The sequence below is a fragment of the Pseudomonas retamae genome (assembly GCF_043496865.1).
In the GTDB taxonomy this organism is placed as follows: domain Bacteria; phylum Pseudomonadota; class Gammaproteobacteria; order Pseudomonadales; family Pseudomonadaceae; genus Aquipseudomonas; species Aquipseudomonas retamae.
Map to the genome: position 1 here is coordinate 134,766 of NZ_JBIEIL010000002.1, position 18,414 is coordinate 153,179.

The 18,414-nt window shown below is 60.8% G+C and carries 17 protein-coding genes; 11 read left to right on the forward strand and 6 right to left on the reverse strand.

The genetic code is table 11. The features are described 5' to 3' along the window. Positions 1 to 100 precede the first annotated feature (100 nt). A complete protein-coding gene (locus tag ACGSLL_RS03695) occupies positions 101 to 1,051 on the forward strand; it encodes a DUF1853 family protein (RefSeq protein WP_394503290.1) in 951 nt (316 codons plus the stop codon). Between the two features lie 55 nt (positions 1,052 to 1,106). On the opposite strand, the gene ACGSLL_RS03700 is transcribed toward ACGSLL_RS03695, so the two are convergent. Together ACGSLL_RS03700 and ACGSLL_RS03705 are read right to left on the reverse strand one after the other, a co-directional pair. Next, complete coding sequence (locus ACGSLL_RS03700; protein ID WP_394503292.1) at positions 1,107 to 2,390, reverse strand: arsenic transporter; 1,284 nt, start codon at positions 2,388 to 2,390, stop codon at positions 1,107 to 1,109. 79 nt (positions 2,391 to 2,469) lie between these two features. Next, positions 2,470 to 3,027 carry an NADPH-dependent FMN reductase gene (locus tag ACGSLL_RS03705; protein WP_394503294.1) on the reverse strand — a complete coding sequence of 186 codons (558 nt, stop codon included), beginning with the start codon at positions 3,025 to 3,027 and terminating at the stop codon, positions 2,470 to 2,472. Between the two features lie 183 nt (positions 3,028 to 3,210). Here ACGSLL_RS03705 and ACGSLL_RS03710 point away from each other — a divergent pair, with 183 nt between their 5' ends. Further along, positions 3,211 to 3,441, forward strand: coding sequence for a hypothetical protein (locus tag ACGSLL_RS03710; protein WP_394503296.1), 231 nt, complete (start codon positions 3,211 to 3,213; stop codon positions 3,439 to 3,441). Positions 3,442 to 3,525: 84 nt separating this feature from the next. After that, on the forward strand, positions 3,526 to 4,419 hold the full coding sequence (locus ACGSLL_RS03715; RefSeq protein ID WP_394503298.1) for a LysR substrate-binding domain-containing protein: 894 nt from the start codon (positions 3,526 to 3,528) through the stop codon (positions 4,417 to 4,419). Here the strand turns inward: ACGSLL_RS03715 and ACGSLL_RS03720 are convergent. The 4 genes from ACGSLL_RS03720 to ACGSLL_RS03735 form a co-directional block, all read right to left on the reverse strand. Continuing rightward, positions 4,385 to 4,999, reverse strand: a complete 615-nt coding sequence (locus ACGSLL_RS03720) for a GNAT family N-acetyltransferase (protein ID WP_203421734.1) — start codon at positions 4,997 to 4,999, stop codon at positions 4,385 to 4,387. The genes ACGSLL_RS03715 and ACGSLL_RS03720 overlap by 35 nt on opposite strands. A 105-nt stretch (positions 5,000 to 5,104) precedes the next feature. Beyond that, positions 5,105 to 5,863, reverse strand: a complete 759-nt coding sequence (dnaQ, locus tag ACGSLL_RS03725) for a DNA polymerase III subunit epsilon (protein WP_394503301.1) — start codon at positions 5,861 to 5,863, stop codon at positions 5,105 to 5,107. A gap of 177 nt (positions 5,864 to 6,040) precedes the next feature. Further along, positions 6,041 to 6,511: a ribonuclease HI gene (gene rnhA / locus ACGSLL_RS03730; protein WP_203421732.1), complete on the reverse strand. Its 471-nt coding sequence runs from the start codon at positions 6,509 to 6,511 to the stop codon at positions 6,041 to 6,043. A gap of 89 nt (positions 6,512 to 6,600) precedes the next feature. Beyond that, positions 6,601 to 7,359: a class I SAM-dependent methyltransferase gene (locus ACGSLL_RS03735; protein ID WP_394503303.1), complete on the reverse strand. Its 759-nt coding sequence runs from the start codon at positions 7,357 to 7,359 to the stop codon at positions 6,601 to 6,603. Positions 7,360 to 7,424: 65 nt separating this feature from the next. On the opposite strand from ACGSLL_RS03735, the gene gloB reads away from it, so the two are divergent. The 8 genes from gloB to fabI all read left to right on the forward strand — a co-directional run bounded on the left by gloB (position 7,425) and on the right by fabI (position 18,335). Next, positions 7,425 to 8,192: a hydroxyacylglutathione hydrolase gene (gene gloB / locus ACGSLL_RS03740; protein WP_394503305.1), complete on the forward strand. Its 768-nt coding sequence runs from the start codon at positions 7,425 to 7,427 to the stop codon at positions 8,190 to 8,192. 99 nt (positions 8,193 to 8,291) lie between these two features. Continuing rightward, positions 8,292 to 9,755 (forward strand): transglycosylase SLT domain-containing protein, encoded by a 1,464-nt coding sequence (locus ACGSLL_RS03745; RefSeq protein ID WP_394503308.1) that lies wholly within the window; start codon positions 8,292 to 8,294, stop codon positions 9,753 to 9,755. Between the two features lie 384 nt (positions 9,756 to 10,139). After that, entirely contained in the window at positions 10,140 to 11,972 is a 1,833-nt protein-coding gene (locus ACGSLL_RS03750) for an extracellular solute-binding protein (protein ID WP_394503310.1), read from the forward strand. Next, entirely contained in the window at positions 11,969 to 13,810 is a 1,842-nt protein-coding gene (locus tag ACGSLL_RS03755) for an extracellular solute-binding protein (protein ID WP_394503312.1), read from the forward strand. Before ACGSLL_RS03750 ends, ACGSLL_RS03755 begins: the two co-directional genes overlap by 4 nt. A 4-nt stretch (positions 13,811 to 13,814) precedes the next feature. Beyond that, entirely contained in the window at positions 13,815 to 14,888 is a 1,074-nt protein-coding gene (locus ACGSLL_RS03760) for a microcin C ABC transporter permease YejB (RefSeq protein WP_394503314.1), read from the forward strand. 1 nt (position 14,889) lies between these two features. After that, complete coding sequence (locus ACGSLL_RS03765) at positions 14,890 to 15,909, forward strand: ABC transporter permease (protein WP_394503316.1); 1,020 nt, start codon at positions 14,890 to 14,892, stop codon at positions 15,907 to 15,909. A 1-nt stretch (position 15,910) separates the two neighbouring features. After that, positions 15,911 to 17,521 (forward strand): ABC transporter ATP-binding protein, encoded by a 1,611-nt coding sequence (locus ACGSLL_RS03770; RefSeq protein WP_394503318.1) that lies wholly within the window; start codon positions 15,911 to 15,913, stop codon positions 17,519 to 17,521. A gap of 19 nt (positions 17,522 to 17,540) precedes the next feature. Then, positions 17,541 to 18,335, forward strand: a complete 795-nt coding sequence (gene fabI, locus ACGSLL_RS03775) for an enoyl-ACP reductase FabI (RefSeq protein ID WP_014339032.1) — start codon at positions 17,541 to 17,543, stop codon at positions 18,333 to 18,335. The last annotated feature ends 79 nt before the right edge of the window (positions 18,336 to 18,414 follow it).

Consider the following 18,414-nt stretch of genomic DNA (forward strand, 5'->3'; position numbering starts at 1 on the left):
GACAATCGAAAACGCGAAAACCCGATTATGGGCGAAAGCCCGCGATAGACAAAATCCTTTCAGCCTCAAGGGCGCTCATGATTCAGGCTATGCTCGCAAGATGATCCTGTTTCCCGATTTGCTCCAGTTACCTCACCAGTTGCGCCATCCCGAAGTGCGGGATCTGGCGTGGGTGATCCTCGCCCCGCCGATGCTCGCCGTCACGCCGTGGCCGCAGCGTCATCCGCTGGCAGGCAGCGACTGGGTGCGGGACCCGCAGCGCCTCGAACACTGGCTGCGCCAGCTCGACCGTGACAGTTACGGCTTGCTGCAATGGCTGTCGCGGGCGCGGACCCGGCGGCTGGGCCTGTATTACGAGCGGCTGTGGCAGTTTGCGGTGGAGCATGCCCCCGGCATCGACCTGATTACCGCCAACCTGCCGATCCGCCGCGAAGGCCACACCCTTGGCGAGCTGGACATGTTGCTGCGCGACCGCGATGGCGTGCATCACCTGGAATTGGCGATCAAGCTTTACCTCGGCCCGCAGAATGGTGACGGCGGCGATCCAGCGCAGTGGCTGGGCCCCGGTTGCCATGATCGGCTGGACCGCAAACTGGCGCACCTGGCCGAGCATCAATTGCCGATCTCGGCGCGCGCGGAAAGCCGCGAAGTGCTGGCGGCGCTGGATATCGAAACCTTAGACGCGCATTTATGGCTGGGCGGTTATCTGCTCTATCCGTGGCCCGGTGAGGCTGCATCGCCGCACGGCGCGCATCCGCAGCATTTGCGCGGTACCTGGCTGCATCAGAAGGATTGGCCGGCGTTCGTCGCGCAACGCCCGTCCGGTCGCTGGCAACCCCTGCCCCGCCATGCCTGGCTGGCGCCGGCGCATTACCCGGCGGATCAGGTCTGGAGTGACGAGGCTTTGCGCCTGTGGCTGTTGGAACTACCGCCACTGGCGCCGGCGCAGTTGATGGTGCGCCTGAGCGAAAATGCCCAAGGCGAATGGGAAGAGGCGGAGCGGTTGTTTCTGGTGTCTGACCTTTGGCCGAATGTGCCGGGGCAAGCCTGAGATTTGCGGTGGCTGACCCAATTCGCGAGCCTGCTCGCGAAAAGGCCGACGCGGTCTAAATGGATAAACGCACCGCCAAAGCCGCCAACGTCACCAGCAACACCGGCACCGTCAACACGATCCCGACCCGGAAGTAATAGCCCCAGCCAATGTGAATGCCCTTACGCTCCAGCACGTGCAGCCACAACAACGTCGCCAGGCTGCCGATCGGGGTGATCTTCGGCCCCAGGTCGCTGCCGATCACGTTGGCGTAGATCATCGCTTCCTTGATCACCCCGCTGGCCTGGCTGGCATCGATTGACAGCAAACCGATCAACACGGTCGGCAGGTTATTCATGATCGATGACAGCAGCGCCGTCAGCACGCCGGTACCGAGCGCCGCGCCCCACACCCCATGGCCGGCGAATGCGTCGAGCCAACCGGCCAGATAGCTGGTCAGCCCCGCATTGCGCAGGCCGTACACCACCAGATACATGCCCAGCGAGAAAATCACGATCTGCCAAGGCGCTTCCTTCATCACCTTGCGCGTGGAAATCCTGTGCCCGCGAGCAGCAATGCCGAGCAACAGCGCGGCGCACACTGCCGAAATCGCGCTGATCGGAATCCCCAGCGGTTCCAGGGCAAAGCAACCGATCAGGAGAATCGCCAAGACCGCCCAGCCTGCGTAAAACGTGGCTTTATCGTGGATAGCGGTCGTTGGGTCTTCGAGCTGCGCAGGGTCGTACGCGGCCGGAATGTCACGGCGAAAAAACCACAGCAGCATGCCCAGCGTCGCCGCCACGCTAACGAAGTTGACTGGGACCATCACCGCCGCGTAACGGTTGAAGCTGATGTGAAAGAAGTCCGCCGAGACAATGTTGACCAGGTTCGATACCACCAGTGGCAGGCTTGCGGTGTCGGCGATAAACCCTGCGCCCATGACGAAGGCCAGCGTCGCCGCCGGTGAAAAACGCAGCGCCAGCAACATCGAAATCACAATCGGCGTGAGGATCAGCGCCGCGCCATCGTTGGCGAACAACGCCGATACCAGCGCGCCGAGCAGCACCATAAAGGCAAACAACTTGCGCCCGCTGCCCCGCCCCCAGCGCGCCACGTGCAGCGCGGCCCAGGCGAAGAACCCGGCTTCATCGAGCAGCAGGCTGATGATGATCAACGCCACGAAGGTGCCGGTGGCGTTCCAGATGATTTGCCAGACCAGCGGAATGTCGCTCAGGTGGACCACACCGAAAATCAACGCCAGCACCGCGCCGAGGGTTGCACTCCAGCCGACGCCGAGGCCTTTGGGTTGCCAGATCACCAGGGTGATGGTCAGCAGGAAAATCAGTGACGCAGCGAGCATTCGCAGAGGCCTTAGAGGGTCGAAATGATGAACAAATGTGGGAGCGAGCCTGCTCGCTCCCACAGGGATAGCGGTGAAATTATTTTTTGTGTTGCTCTACGAACTGGCCGTAGGCATCGATGAATTTCTGCAGGAACGGTTTGACCGCTTCACTCAGTTTGCCCGCCTCGTCAAAGGCATTGCCCGCGCCGCCCAGATAGGCTTCCGGCTGTTGCAGGCAATGAATATCGAGAAACACGAAGGTCTGGCGCAGATGCTGATTGGCGCCAAAACCGCCGATGGCGCCAGGGGAAACGCTGATCACCGCACCCGGTTTGCCGCTCCAGCAACTCTTACCGTACGGCCGCGAACCGACGTCGATGGCGTTCTTCAACGGCGCAGGTATCGAACGGTTGTATTCAGGGGTGACAAACAGCACCGCGTCGGATGACGCCACTTTCTGACGGAAAGTGCTGTAGGCTTCGGGCCGTGAATCGTCATCGATGTCTTCGTTGTAGAGAGGCAGATCGCCGATTTCGACAATTTCCAGTTTCAGGTTCGCCGGGGCCAGCTCCGCCAGGGCCAGGGCGATCTTGCGATTGATCGAAGCTTTGCGCAGGCTACCGACCACTACGGCGACGTTGTAGACATTGCTCATGTAAGACTCTCGATGGTCTGTGGGAAGAGTCGCTAGTTATAGATGATCTGTTGGCGATTTCACCAGCGATCATTGGTTTTTCCTGCGCGAGGAATATTTTTTCGCTGCAGGAAAACTTACCGAGCTTGATGACGGTCTACCAAGCCGCAAATCAAGCGTTTTATCTCCAGAGGTTTTAAGCAGATGGCAGCAGTACTCGTCGGTCAGTTTCATGCAAGAGATGCGGAAGGCCGCGTTTATTCCGTGCATGAATTCCAGGAATCGATTCCGTCTGCAGACGGATCCACTGGCTCGGAGCCCATTTACAGACTGGCCATTGGCGATCGGGTCAACAAGGTCAGCGAAAGCGAATACCTGCTCGTGCAATCGGGTATTACGCTGATTCGTGAGCCTGAGCCGATCGCCGCTCAATAACCCGGCGTGATGAGCAGCACTCATGTGCGCAGAGTTGGGGTAGGATTCAGCACCGCCCTCACCTGCTGAACATGGACTTCACGCATGCGTTTACGCCACATCGAAGTGATTCAGGCGCTCTTGCAGACCGGTCACCTGGGCACCGCCGCCGAATGGCTGCAGTTGCCGGTGACCGAGGTCGAAGAGCGTTTGCGCGAAGCCGAGAGTCAGCTGGGGTTCATGCTCTTCGCCAGTGTTCGCGGGCGCCTGCAACCGACCGCCGAAGCACGGGCGTTGCAGGTCGAAATCGCCCACGTCTATGCCGCGCTGGAACCCGTGCAACGCCTGGCAGGCAGCCTCAAGCAATACCTCGCCCCGCCCTTGCGCATCATCGGCACGCCGCCGCTGGCGCAACAATTATTGCCGCAAAGCCTTGCCGCCCTGCGTCGGCGCCTGCCGGACGCACCTTGCAGTCTGCTCAGCGCCCCCACTCGCGATATCGTTCGCAGCCTGTTGCTGCGTGAAAGCGATCTCGGCCTGAGCCTGCACGACCCTGAACACGCCGATATCGATTGTCGGCCACTGGCGCAGGGCAAGCTGCAACTGCTCGCCCCGCACGGCTGGCTGCAACCGAAGCAGAAGTACATTTCTCTACAGGATCTGGCCGGCCAGGCAATGATCGGTCTCGAAGGTCAGGATCCGCTCAGCCCGGTACTGGAAAACAAGCTGCAAGCCCTGCGCCCGGCGCCGAGCATCCAGACCCGCGTACAAACCCAGCAGATGATGCGCTGCATGGTCGAGGCCGGCGAAGGTCTGGCCATCGTCGACCCGTTCACCGCACTGGGCGCCCGCGCAGGTGGGCTGGACGTTTGCCCGCTGTCACCGGCGGTGCCGATCAGCCTGTATGCGCTGACTTTCAAACACGCCGTGCCGTCCTCGGCGATTCAGACACTGCTGACGATCGTCACGGAACAAGCCGAGGCGATGTTGTCGAGCTGAGCGGGTTTTCCAACGGGTTATCGAACAATCGGTACCAGAACAACGCCACCTCGGCGGTGTTCGGGTCGATACCGCGATAGCGCAACTGATCAATACCGCCAATCACGTAACCGCAACGCTCATACAGCCGACAGGCGCCGAGGTTGTTGTTCTGGGTTTCGAGCATGATTCCCGGCAGTTTTTTCTTGCGGCTCCAGAACTGCGCCACATCTAACAATGCCTTGGCTACTCCATGGCGCCGGGCCGGTGCATGCACCGCCAGTTCGTCAATGTGGGCAAAACCGTTCCAGTTGGTGCTGATCACCAGATGACCGACCGGCTCGTCATCGAGATGGGCCATGAAAATCGCGCTGTCAGGCGCGTTGTGAAAAGCGCTGAACTCCTCGGGATCGATGCCGTAACACTTGCGATAGGGCACGATCGGCGTCACCTGCCATTGCTCGACAGGCTTGCCGATCACCGCAGCGCCATACGCCGCAACTTCGAAACTGAAATCGCTGCCCCAGATATACGGCGCAAAGCCATCGTCGGCGACACGCACCGACAGCCCTGGGTATTTTGGATTCATGACCGGACGCATACTGGGAAAAGTCCTCATTCCTTGATTTTCATCTGCCAATGCACTCAGGGTAGAGGGTTGCAGCGGATGTGGCGACGGTGGCCACTTGTCAGTACTGACAGCGCCTTATGCCTGCGCGTCGGCTTCAGCGATCTGCGTCCACAGCGCCGGAGCGCCGGCCGACTTGGCGATGATCTCCAGCCGTACCAGATGCGCCGCCAGTTCTTCCTCGGTCGCGCGAATGATCCGCGCCGGTTGACGATCGGCCGGCAGACGACGGATTTCCGTGGCGGAGTTGTCGGCGCCCTCACCCGTGCCATTGCCGTCAGAGGCGTTGCCGGCCAGCGACAGGCTGGTCTGGCCGCCGGTCATGGTCAGGTAGACGTCGGCGAGAATTTCCGAGTCGAGCAAAGCGCCGTGCAGTTCACGCCCGGAGTTGTCGACACCGTAACGTTTGCACAACGCATCAAGGCTGTTGCGCTGCCCCGGGTGACGTTCCCGGGCCATCATCAGGGTGTCGAGGATCGTGCAGTGCTGGGTGATGTCGGCGCGGTCGTGCTGGCCCATCAGGGCGAATTCGTTGTTGATGAAGCCAACGTCGAACGCCGCGTTATGGATGATCAGTTGCGCGCCTTTGATGAATTCAAAGAACTCGTCGGCGACTTCGGCAAAACGCGGCTTGCCGACCAGAAATTCGTTGGTAATGCCGTGAACGCCGATGGCGCCTTCGTCACTTTCACGATCCGGTTGCAGATAAACGTGAAAATGCCGGCCCGTCAGGCGCCGACCGATCAGTTCGACACAGCCGATTTCGATGATCCGGTGACCATCGGTCACCGGCATGCCGGTGGTTTCGGTATCGAGTACAACGGATCTGGTGGCCATCAGTGTTCAGCTCTCAACGGGTCAATCGTGCAAAGGCGCGGATGTTACCACGCTCGGCGGGGTGTTTCAGGCAGACCGTGCCGCGGCCTTCGCGAGCAGGCTCGCTCCCACGGGGAATCGCATTCCAATGTGGGAGCGAGCCTGCTCGCGAATGGCGCACCACGGTTCAGAGCGGAATCAGCTCTGCTTGTAACCGCGAACCTCATCCACCCCACGGTTGGCCAGTTGGTCGGCGCGCTCGTTACCGTGATGACCGATATGCCCGCGCACCCATTTCCATTTGACGTTGTGGCGGTTGACCTGCTCATCCAGCTCCTTCCACAGGTCGGCGTTCTTTACCGGCTCCTTGGCCGCAGTTTTCCAGCCGCGCTTTTTCCAGTTGGCCATCCACTCGTTGATGCCCTTCATCACGTATTGCGAGTCGGTCACCAGCAGCACTTCGCACGGGCGTTTGAGCGCTTCGAGGCCACGGATCGCGCCGAGCAGTTCCATGCGGTTGTTGGTAGTGTTGGCTTCGCCGCCCCACAGCTCTTTTTCCACGCCTTTGCACACCAGCAACGCGCCCCAGCCGCCCGGACCGGGGTTGCCCTTGCAGGCGCCGTCGGTGAACAGTTCTACGGTGTCGACGCTTTCCACGCTTTCGCTCATGCCAGTCTTTCCAGAAAAATGCTGTCTTGCCGATTGCGGATCGACAATGACCGCGGCCGGGAAGACCCGGCCACAGATAACAAGAAGGTTTACGGTTCGATGCGGCGCCGGTTGACCTTGGCCATCGGCAGCGGAATCAGCTTGCCCATCGGCTCGCGGCGTTCCTGACGCAATGGCCGCAGGCCGACCACGATCTTGCGCGCGACGAGTAGATAGAAGCCGCCGCCAGACAATTGCCAGTCACCGGCCTTGCGTTCCCAGCCGGCCAGACGGGCCTGCCACTTGGGTGACGCGAGCGGCGGACGATAGCACCCGAAGCGGCGTTTCTCCAGCGCAAAGCCCAGCAGATTGAGCCAGTCGCCGAGCCGCGACGGCGAGATGCAGCGCGCCTGGCGCAAGGCATCTTGGGCGAAGACATGACGCAGGCCCCAGGTGCTCCACGGATTGATACCGATGATCAACAGATGCCCGCCCGGCCGCACGGCGCTCGCCGCTTCGCGCAGCAAACCGTGAGGCGACAGGCAGAAATCCAGACCGTGCTGCATCACCACGACGTCGGCAGCGTGTTCGCTCAACGGCCAGGCCTGCTCTTCGCAGACAATCTCGACGCCGGGCAGCGGCGCGCCAAGGCGCACATTGCGCTGCACTTGCGGCGCCGCCGGCGGGGTCTCGGCCGATGGCCCGTAATGCACCAGATAACCGCCGAAGAACCGCCCCAGTTCATCTTCGAGCATGCGCCGCTCTTCATCGAGCAGCAATTGCCCGAGCGGGCCGGACAGCCATTCACGCGCTGCACCGATCAGGGCCAGCCAGTCAGGATCAGCCTGTGCGAACGCTTTATCACTCATCGCATTCTCCAAAGCGCCAGGAACTACTAAGATGCGCCAATGTTTTCCGCTTGGCGATTCCGACGATGATACAGATCAGTGCCCTGCCCGCGTTCACCGACAACTACATCTGGTTGTTACAGGATCACCGCACCCAGCGTTGCGCGGTGGTCGATCCGGGCGATGCCGCCCCCGTGCAGGCCTGGCTTGACGGCCATCCGGGCTGGGTGCTGAGCGATATCCTGATCACCCATCATCATCACGATCACGTCGGCGGCGTCGAGCGCCTCAAAGCGGCGACCGGCGCAAAAGTCTACGGCCCGGCCAGCGAAAGCATTCCGGGGCGCGACGTGGCACTCAAGGACAACGACAACGTCAGCGTGCTCGGCTGGGACTTCGCCGTCTACGCGGTCCCCGGTCATACGTTGGGACACATTGCCTATTACCACCACGGCCTGCTGTTCTGCGGCGACACCTTGTTCGCGGCCGGTTGCGGGCGCCTGTTCGAAGGCACGCCGGAGCAAATGCACCACTCGCTCAGCCGTCTCGCTGCGTTGCCTGAAGATACGCTGGTTTACTGCACCCATGAATACACCCTGAGCAACCTCAAGTTTGCTGCCGCCGTTGAACCGGGCAACGCGGACATTGCCGCCCGTCTGGAAAAAGTCATCGAGCAACGGCAAAACGGCGTCATGACCCTGCCCTCGACCCTGGCTCTGGAAAAGCTCACCAACCCGTTTCTGCGTACTTCTGAAACATTGGTTACACAAAAAGTGGACGAACGGGCAGGCGCTCAAAACCGGGCGCCAAGTGAGGTATTTGCGGCTTTGCGGGCCTGGAAAGATACGTTCTAAGTCACCCGCTTGTTGGCACAAATATTCTGAATGGTTGACCGCGGGGGGTGCGCTTTCTAGAATCGCCCGACATTTTTGCCCGGAACTTACTTCCAGCCAATGTCGTCATCCATACGTAAGTCCGTCAATTCAGACGCATTGACCCGCCTGGCGCAAGCCATCGCGGTGGCTGTGTCCGCCACGCTGGCGGGCTGTTCCAGCCATGCTCCGCAGACTGAAGCGACCCATACGCCGAACATTGCTGCGCGAGCCAAGCAGAAGCCGATCTGGCTGACCGAAAAGCCCAGCCCGCAGGTACCCCAGGACATCTGGGAACGCATGCGCGCAGGCTTCCAGTTGCAGGAAGGCCTGGGCGTCAACCCGCGCATCGAGCAACAGCGCCTGTGGTTCGCCAGCAATCCCTCTTTCCTCGAGAACGCCGGCGAACGCGGCAGCCTCTATATCCATTACATCGTCGAACGCCTCGAAGAGCGCAACATGCCGCTGGAACTGGCCCTGCTGCCAGTGATCGAGAGCGCCTACAACCCGATGGCCTATTCCCGCGCCGATGCGGTGGGCCTGTGGCAGTTCATTCCTTCGACCGGGCGATACTTCAACCTGCGTCAGACGCGCTTCTATGATGGCCGCCGCGATATCACCGCCTCGACCACCGCAGCGATGGATTACCTGACCCGCCTGCACGACATGTTTAACGGCGACTGGCTGCTGGCGCTCGCCGCCTACAACGCCGGTGAAGGCACGGTCAGCCGCGCCATCGAGCGCAACGAAAAGCTCGGCCTGCCGACCGATTACTGGAACCTGCCGCTGCCGGCGGAAACCCAGGCGTACGTGCCAAAGCTGCTGGCGCTGTCGCAAGTGGTACTGGCGCCGGAAGCCTACGGCGTCAACCTCAACCCGATCGCCAACGAGCCGTATTTCCAGGTCGTCGAAATCAACCAGCGCATGGACCTGTCCAAGGTCGCTGCGGTGGCCAACATCGATGAAGACGAGCTGTTCCAGCTCAACCCGGCCTTCAAGCAACGCACCACCATCGACGGCCCCCAGCATCTGCTGGTACCGACGTCCAAGGCGCAATTGCTGACGGCCAGTCTGCAGACCATGCGCCCCGACGAGTTGATCAGCCCGCGCTCGCTGAAACCGGTGTTCGAAGGCGCCGACCCGTCGGAAGTGGCGCAGCTCAAGCGCGCTTACCGGGTCAAGCGTGGTGACAATCTCGGCTCCATCGCCAAGGCCAACAAGGTCGAGGTAAAGGATCTGCAGCGCTGGAACAAGCTGACCGGCAAAAATCTCAAGGTCGGCCAGACGTTGGTAATGCAGGACACCAGCAAACGCGCGCCTGCCCGCAAGTCTGGCCGGGTCAACACGGTGGTTGCAGCCAACAGCAAGACCAAAAGCAAGGACGACAGCCAGCAGCAGACCCAGTACAAGGTCAAGCGTGGCGACACCTTGTATGTGGTGGCCAAGCGTTTCAACGTGCAGATGCAGCATCTCAAGCGCTGGAATCCGGGCGCCGGCAAGGCGTTGAAACCGGGGCAGATGCTCACGGTTTATCAGCCGCATTGATTGCAAGAGCCCCCAATTTTTCGGGGGCTTTTTTTTGCATCGGATTTTTTGTAGCGCCTGTGAGATCCATCCCCCTCACCCCAGCCCTCTCCCCCAGGGGGGCGAGGGGAAAGGGAGCACATCTCCATGCTTTTCGAAACTGGAGTTCGACTCGGTATCGCAACTCAGCGCAGCTCTCCCAAACAACTCGATCAGTCCCCTCTCCCTCCGGGAGAGGGTTAGGGTGAGGGGCTTTTGATTTTCCGGCGCCCTGCCACTCCAAAGGCCTAAGTGAGCGCTCTTCGCTCCGACGATTAACCACGCATTAACCCATGATCTTTTTCCTGTCCAGACAAGCTGTTACTGTACGGCCCACAAAGCCCAAGCCGCTGGATCGGATCTGACTTGAAGCGTGCCCTCTCCCTGCTCCTGATCTGCCTGGCCTTGAGCTCAACCGCAAGCGCGACGATTACCGAAAGTCACGGTTATGCGCAGTTCGGCACGCTCAAGTACCCGGTCAGATTTACCCATTTCGATTGGGTCAACCCGCAAGCGCCCAAGGGCGGTACGTTGCGGGTGATGGCGTTCGGCACGTTCGATACGGTCAATCCGTACACCTTCAAGGGCACCAGCCCGGTCACCACCGCGAATTTCCTCCAGTACGGCATCAATGAGCTGAACGAGCCGTTGATGGTCGGTACCGGGCAGTATTCACCGTCCGGTGACGAGCCGGCGTCGAGTTATGGTTTGATCGCACAATCAGTGGAATACAGCGAAGATCGCAGCTGGGTGGTGTTCAATCTGCGGCCTGAAGCGCGGTTTCACGATGGCGCGCCGATCACCGCGTATGACGTGGCGTTCTCCTATCGCCTGTTATTGAAGGAAGGCCATCCGCTGTATCGCACGGCCCTGCAAGAGGTGCTGCGCGTCGACATTCTGAACAAGCAACGTATTCGTTTCGTGCTCAAGCGTTCGGGCAATCCGCTGTTGATCCTGCGCCTCGGCGAATTACCGGTGCTGCCACAGCATTACTGGAAGGACCGCGACTTCAAGGCCACCACTTTCGAACCGCCGCTGGGCAGCGGCCCGTACCGCATCACCTCGGTGACACCGGGCCGGCAGCTGATTTTCGAGCGGGTCAAGGATTACTGGGGCAAGGACCTGGCGGTCAATCGCGGCAAGTACAACTTTGATCGCATGGAAGTCGAGTTCTACCGCGACAGCGATGTGGCGTTCGAAGCGTTCAAGGCGGGTGAATTCGACATCTACATCGAGCATCAGGCGAAGAACTGGGTCAACGGCTACAACTTTCCGGCCGTACGCCGGGGCGAGGTGATCAAGGCGCAGATCCCGCACCAGATCCCGACCCAGACTCAGGGTCTGTTCATGAACACGCGGCGCGCGACGTTTGCCGATGTGAAAACCCGGGAAGCGCTGGGCCTGATGTTCGACTTCGAGTGGACCAATCGCACGCTGTTCAGCGACGCCTACCAGCGCACCAACAGTTATTACCCCAACAGCGAATTCACCGCCAGCGGCCTGCCGGTCGGGCATGAATGGCTGATGCTCAAACCGTACAAGGATCAGTTGCCGGCGAGGCTGTTTACCGAGCCGTTCGCCCTGCCAACCACCGATGGTCGCGGCATTCCGCGCGAAACCATGCGTAAAGCCCTGGCGTTACTCGCCGAGGCTGGCTGGAAACTCCACGGCCAGCGTCTGCAGAACGCCGACGGCCAGCCGCTGCGCTTCGAGCTGTTGCTGGTCAATCCGAATCTGGAGCGTCTTTACCAGCCGTACATCGTCAATCTCAACAGCATCGGCATCGACGCACGCCTGCGCACTGTTGATCGGGCCCAGTACAAACAGCGCCTCGATCAGTTCGATTTCGACATGATCTCGATGACGCTGGGTCAGACTCTCAGCCCCGGCCTTGAGCAGTGGCAGTACTTCCACTCCAGCCAGGTGAACGTCAAGGGCAGCAAGAATTACGCAGGTATCGCCAATCCAGTGGTCGATCACCTGCTTGAACAATTGCTCGCCGCGCGCACCCGCGATGAGCAGGTCGCCGCCGGCAAGGCGCTCGACCGCGTGCTGCTGTGGCAGCACTACAGCATTCCCAACTGGTACCTCAATTATCACCGTCTGGCCTACCGCAACCGGTTGGCCTTTGTCACCACGCCGCCCTACACCCTGGGCCTGAGCGCGTGGTGGCTGAAGTCTTCGGAGAAAGATCGATGAACCCTGTTCGCGCCCTGCTCGTGCAGGCCAGCGGCTTGCTGTTCGCCGGGCTGGCCTGCGCCGCCCCGCAACACGCCGTGACCCTGTACAACGAGCCGCCGAAATACCCGGCCGATTTCAAGCATTTCGACTACGTAAACCCCGACGCACCCAAGGGCGGCGTGTTCCGCCAGGCCGGCTTTGGCGGCTTCGACAGCCTCAACCCGTTCATCAGCAAAGGCGTGCCCGCCGATGACATCGGGCAGATCTACGACACCTTGACCCGGCACAGCCTCGACGAGCCTTTCACCGAATACGGCCTGATCGCTGGCAAGATCGAAAAAGCCCCGGACAACAGCTGGGTGCGTTTCTACCTGCGCCCGGAAGCGCGCTTCCATGATGGTCACCCGGTGCGCGCCGAGGATGTGGTGTTCAGCTTCAACACCCTGACCAAGGAAGGCTCGCCGATGTTTCGCGGCTATTACAGCGACGTCGCCGAAGTCGTCGCCGAAAATCCGCTGAAAGTGCTGTTCAAGTTCAAGCACAGCAACAACCGCGAACTGCCATTGATCCTCGGCCAGTTGCCGGTGCTGCCGAAACACTGGTGGGCCGAGCGCGACTTCAACAAGGGCAATCTGGAAATTCCGCTGGGCAGCGGCCCGTACAAGGTCACCGAAGTGAAGGCTGGACGCTCGGTGCGTTACGAGCGGGTCAAGGATTACTGGGGCAAGGACCTGCCGGTGAACCGGGGTTTCTACAACTTCGACACGATGACTACCGATTACTACCGCGACAACACCGTTGCTCTCGAAGCCTTGAAGGCCGGGCAGTTCGATTACTGGCTGGAGATGACCGCGAAAAACTGGGCCAACGCCTACAATGTTCCGGCGGTGACCGAGGGGCGTCTGATCAAGGAACTGATCGCCAACAGCAACCCGACCGGCATGCAGGGTTTCGTCTTCAACCTGCGCCGCCCGGTGTTTCAGGATGTGCGGGTGCGTCAGGCGCTCGGCCTGCTGTTCGATTTCGAATGGACCAACAAGCAACTGTTCAACGGCGCCTACGTGCGCACCCGCAGCTATTTCGAAAACTCGGAAATGGCCGCCACCGGCCTGCCCGACGCCGAGCAACGGGCGATTCTCGAACCGTTCCGCAGCCAGTTGCCGGCGCAAGTGTTCAGCGAAGCCTATGAAACCCCCAAGACCGACGCCAGCGGCATGATCCGCAGCCAGCAGCGCGAGGCTTACCAACTGCTGCAAGAGGCCGGCTGGAAGATTGTCGACGACAAAATGGTCGATGCCACGGGCAAGCCGGTGGTGATCGAGTTCCTGCTTGCGCAGACCGAATTCGAACGCGTGCTGCTGCCGTTCAAGCGCAACCTCAGCGATCTCGGCATCGATCTGGTGATCCGCCGCGTCGACGTCTCGCAGTACATCAACCGCGTGCGTTCGCGGGACTTCGACATGATGGTCGGCAGCTTCCCGCAATCCAACTCGCCGGGTAACGAACAGCGCGAATACTGGATGAGCGCCGCCGCCGACAAACCGAGCAGCCGCAACAGCATGGGCCTGAAGGATCCGATCGTCGATCAACTGGTGGAAAGCCTGATCAACGCCGATTCGCGCAACAGCCTGGTGGCCCATGCGCGCGCCCTTGATCGCGTACTGCAATGGGGCTATTACGTGGTGCCGAACTGGCACATCAAGAGCTGGCGTGTGGCGTACTGGAACCACATCGGCCACCCGAAAACCTCGCCCAAGTACGACATCGGCATCAATACCTGGTGGGTCAAGCCTGACGCCAAACCTGCGGTAGAAGTCGAAACCCAACTGCAAGCCGACCCTGCGGGCACGGAGTAATCAGATGCTGGCGTATATCTTTCGGCGACTGCTGCTGATCATCCCGACCCTGTTCGGCATTCTGCTGATCAACTTCGTGATCATCCAGGCCGCGCCCGGCGGCCCGGTGGAACAGATGATCGCCAAGCTCGAAGGCTTCGAAGGCGCCACCAGCCGGATTGCCGGCGGCGGTGCCGAGGTGGCGGTGGCCGGCTCGTCGTATCGCGGCGCGCAGGGCCTGGACCCGGCGTTGATCAAGGAAATCGAGCACATGTACGGGTTCGACAAGTCGGCCCCGGAACGCCTGTGGATCATGGTCAAGAACTACGCCCAACTGGATTTCGGCGACAGCTTCTTCCGCGACGCCAAGGTCATCGACCTGATCAAGGAAAAGATGCCCGTGTCGATTTCCCTGGGACTGTGGAGCACGCTGATCATGTACCTGGTGTCGATTCCGCTGGGGATCGCCAAAGCCACGCGGCACGGCAGCCATTTCGACGTCTGGACCAGTTCGGCAATCATCGTCGGTTATGCGATCCCGGCGTTCCTGTTCGCGATCCTGCTGATTGTGGTGTTCGCCGGCGGCAGTTATCTGGACTGGTTTCCACTGCGTGGGCTGACCTCGAACAACTTCGATGAGCTAAGCCTGGGCGGCAAGATCCTCGATTACTTCTGGCACCTGGCGCTACCGGTCACGGCCCTGGTGATCGGCAACTTCGCGACCATGACCCTGTTGACCAAAAACAGCTTCCTCGACGAGATCAACAAACAGTACGTGGTCACCGCCAAGGCCAAAGGCCTGACGCGCAATCGTGTGTTGTACGGGCACGTGTTCCGCAACGCGATGCTGCTGGTGATTGCCGGTTTCCCGTCGGCGTTCATCGGGATTTTCTTCACCGGCTCGTTGCTGGTTGAAGTGATCTTCTCTCTCGACGGCCTCGGCCTGATGAGTTTCGAAGCGGCGATCAACCGCGATTATCCGGTGGTGTTCGGCACGCTGTTCATCTTCACCCTGCTCGGGCTGGTGGTGAAACTGATCGGCGACCTCACTTACACCTTGGTCGATCCGCGCATCGACTTCGAAAGCCGGGAGCATTGAGATGAACCTGTCCCCTCTCAACCGCCGCCGCTTCGAACTGTTCAAGGCCAACAAGCGTGGCTGGTGGTCGCTGTGGCTGTTTCTGATCCTGTTCGGGCTGAGCCTCGGTGCCGAGCTGATCGCCAATGACAAGCCGCTGGTGGTGCATTACGACAACCACTGGTATTTCCCGGCAATCAAGCGCTACCCGGAAACCACCTTCGGCGGCGAATTCCCGCTGGAAGCCAACTACAAGAGCCCGTACATCCGCGAACTGCTCAAGGCCAGGGACGCTTGGGTGTTGTGGGCGCCGATTCCCTACAGCTACCAGAGCATCAACTACGACCTGAAAGTCCCGGCCCCCGCACCGCCCTCGGCGGACAACCTGCTGGGCACCGATGATCAGGGCCGTGATGTGCTGGCGCGGGTGATTTACGGCTTCCGCATTTCCGTGTTGTTTGCGCTGACGTTGACCGTGCTGAGTTCGATCATCGGCGTGATTGCCGGTGCCCTTCAGGGATTTTATGGCGGCTGGGTCGATCTGGCCGGGCAGCGCTTTCTCGAGATCTGGTCCGGGCTGCCGGTGTTGTACCTGCTGATCATCCTCGCCAGTTTTGTCCAGCCGAATTTCTGGTGGCTGCTGGGGATCATGCTGCTGTTTTCGTGGATGAGCCTGGTCGACGTGGTGCGCGCGGAGTTTCTGCGCGGGCGCAACCTTGAATACGTGCGCGCCGCCCGAGCGCTGGGCATGCAGAACGGCGCAATCATGTTCCGTCACATTCTGCCCAACGCCATGGTCTCGACCATGACGTTCATGCCGTTCATCCTCACCGGCGCCATCGGCACCCTCACCGCGCTGGACTTTCTCGGCTTCGGCTTGCCGGCCGGCAGTCCGTCGCTGGGTGAACTGGTCGCGCAGGGCAAATCCAACCTGCAGGCGCCGTGGCTGGGCATGAGTGCCTTTGCAGTGCTCGCGCTGATGTTGAGCCTGCTGGTGTTTATCGGCGAGTCCGCTCGCGATGCCTTCGACCCGAGGAAGTGAAATGAATCAGGACAATCTGATCGAAGTGCGCGACCTCGCCGTCGAGTTCGGTTTCGGCGAGCGCATCCATCGCGTGGTCGAGGGCGTGAGTTTCGACATCAAGCGCGGCGAAACCCTGGCGCTGGTCGGCGAATCCGGCTCGGGCAAATCGGTGACCGCCCACTCGATCCTGCGCTTGCTGCCCTACCCCATGGCGCGCCACCCGGCCGGCAGCATCAATTACGCCGGGCAAAACCTGTTGGGCCTGAGTGAAAAGACCATCCGCCACATTCGTGGCAATCGCATCGCGATGATCTTTCAAGAGCCGATGACGTCGCTCAATCCGCTGCACTCGATCGAGAAGCAGATCAACGAAGTGCTCGGCATCCACAAAGGCCTGTCCGGTAAAGTCGCGACCAAGCGCACCCTGGAGCTGCTGGAGATGGTCGGCATTCCCGAACCGCACAAGCGCCTCAAGGCCCTGCCCCACGAACTCTCCGGCGGTCAGCGCCAGCGCGTGATGATCGCCATGGCTCTGGCCAACGAGCCGGAACTGCTGATTGCCGACGAGCCGACCACCGCACTGGACGTGACCGTTCAGCTGAAAATCCTCGATTTGCTCAAGGAACTTCAGGCGCGGTTGGGCATGTCACTGTTACTGATCAGTCACGATTTGAACCTGGTGCGAAGAATTGCGCATCGCGTATGTGTCATGCAGCGCGGTTGCATCGTCGAACAGGCATCGTGCGCAGAGCTGTTCCGTTCGCCGCAGCATCCGTACACTCGGGAATTGCTCGGCGCGGAGCCCAGCGGCGGCCCGGCGAGCAATAAAGTCGGCGCGCCGCTGCTCGAAGTCGAGGACCTGAAAGTCTGGTTCCCGATCAAGAAAGGCCTGCTCAAGCGCACGGTGGATCACGTCAAGGCAGTGGACGGCATCAATTTCAGCCTGCCTCAGGGGCAGACTCTGGGGATCGTGGGGGAAAGCGGTTCCGGTAAATCCACCCTGGGTCTGGCGATTTTGCGCCTGATCGGCAGCCAGGGCGGCATCCGTTTTGAAGGCAAGCAGCTAGACTGCCTGACGCAGAACGAGGTTCGCCCGTTGCGGCGGGAGATGCAGGTGGTGTTTCAGGACCCGTTCGGCAGCCTGAGCCCGCGCATGTGCGTCAATGACATCGTCGGCGAAGGCCTGCGGATTCACAAGATGGGCACCGCGGCCGAGCAGGAAGCGGCGATCATCGCGGCATTGAAGGAGGTAGGTCTGGATCCGGAAACCCGGCACCGCTACCCCCACGAATTTTCCGGTGGGCAACGGCAGCGAATCGCCATTGCCCGGGCTTTGGTGCTGAAACCGGCGCTGATCCTGCTGGACGAGCCGACTTCGGCGCTCGACCGGACGGTGCAGCGGCAAGTGGTGGAGCTGTTGCGTTCACTGCAAGCCAAGTACAACCTGACGTATTTGTTCATCAGCCATGACCTGGCTGTCGTCAAAGCGCTGAGCCACCAGCTGATGGTGGTCAAGCATGGCCAAGTGGTCGAACAGGGAGACGCGCAAAGTATCTTTGCCGCCCCCCAACATCCGTATACACAGCAGTTGCTGGAAGCCGCTTTTCTGGCACCAGCCACTGCGCAATAACCTGAAAGAGGAGCAACACATGGGTTTTCTCGCCGGTAAGCGCGTACTGATCGTCGGTGTCGCCAGCAAGCTGTCCATCGCATCCGGCATCGCTGCCGCCATGCATCGCGAGGGCGCTGAGCTTGCCTTCACTTATCAGAACGACAAACTCAAGGGTCGCGTCGAAGAGTTCGCACAAGGCTGGGGTTCGAGCCCTGAGCTGTGCTTCCCGTGCGACGTGGCCAGCGATGAAGAAATCGCCAAGGTCTTCGAACAACTGAGCAAGAAGTGGGACGGCCTGGACTGCATCGTTCACTCCGTCGGCTTCGCCCCGGGCGACCAACTGGACGGCGACTTCACCGAAGCCACCACCCGTGAAGGTTTCCGCATCGCTCACGACATCAGCGCCTACAGCTTCGTGGCCCTGGCCAAAGCCGGCCGCGAAATGATGAAAGGCCGCAACGGCAGCCTGCTGACCCTGTCATACCTGGGCGCCGAGCGCACCATGCCGAACTACAACGTCATGGGCATGGCCAAGGCTTCGCTGGAAGCTGGCGTACGTTACCTGGCCGGCTCCCTGGGCCCGGACGGCACCCGCGTCAACTGCGTATCGGCCGGCCCGATCCGCACCCTGGCAGCGTCGGGCATCAAGAACTTCCGCAAGATGCTGGCCGCCAACGAAGCGCAAACCCCACTGCGCCGCAACGTCACCATCGAAGAAGTCGGCAACGCCGGCGCCTTCCTGTGCTCCGACCTGGCGTCGGGCATCAGCGGTGAAATCATGTACGTCGACGGCGGCTTCAACACCACCGCCATGGGCAACATCGAAGAGTAATCTTCGCTGGCCAGAAAAAACCCGTCGAATGACGGGTTTTTTTGTGCCTTGGCGAAAGTCCCACCCATACACATGTACC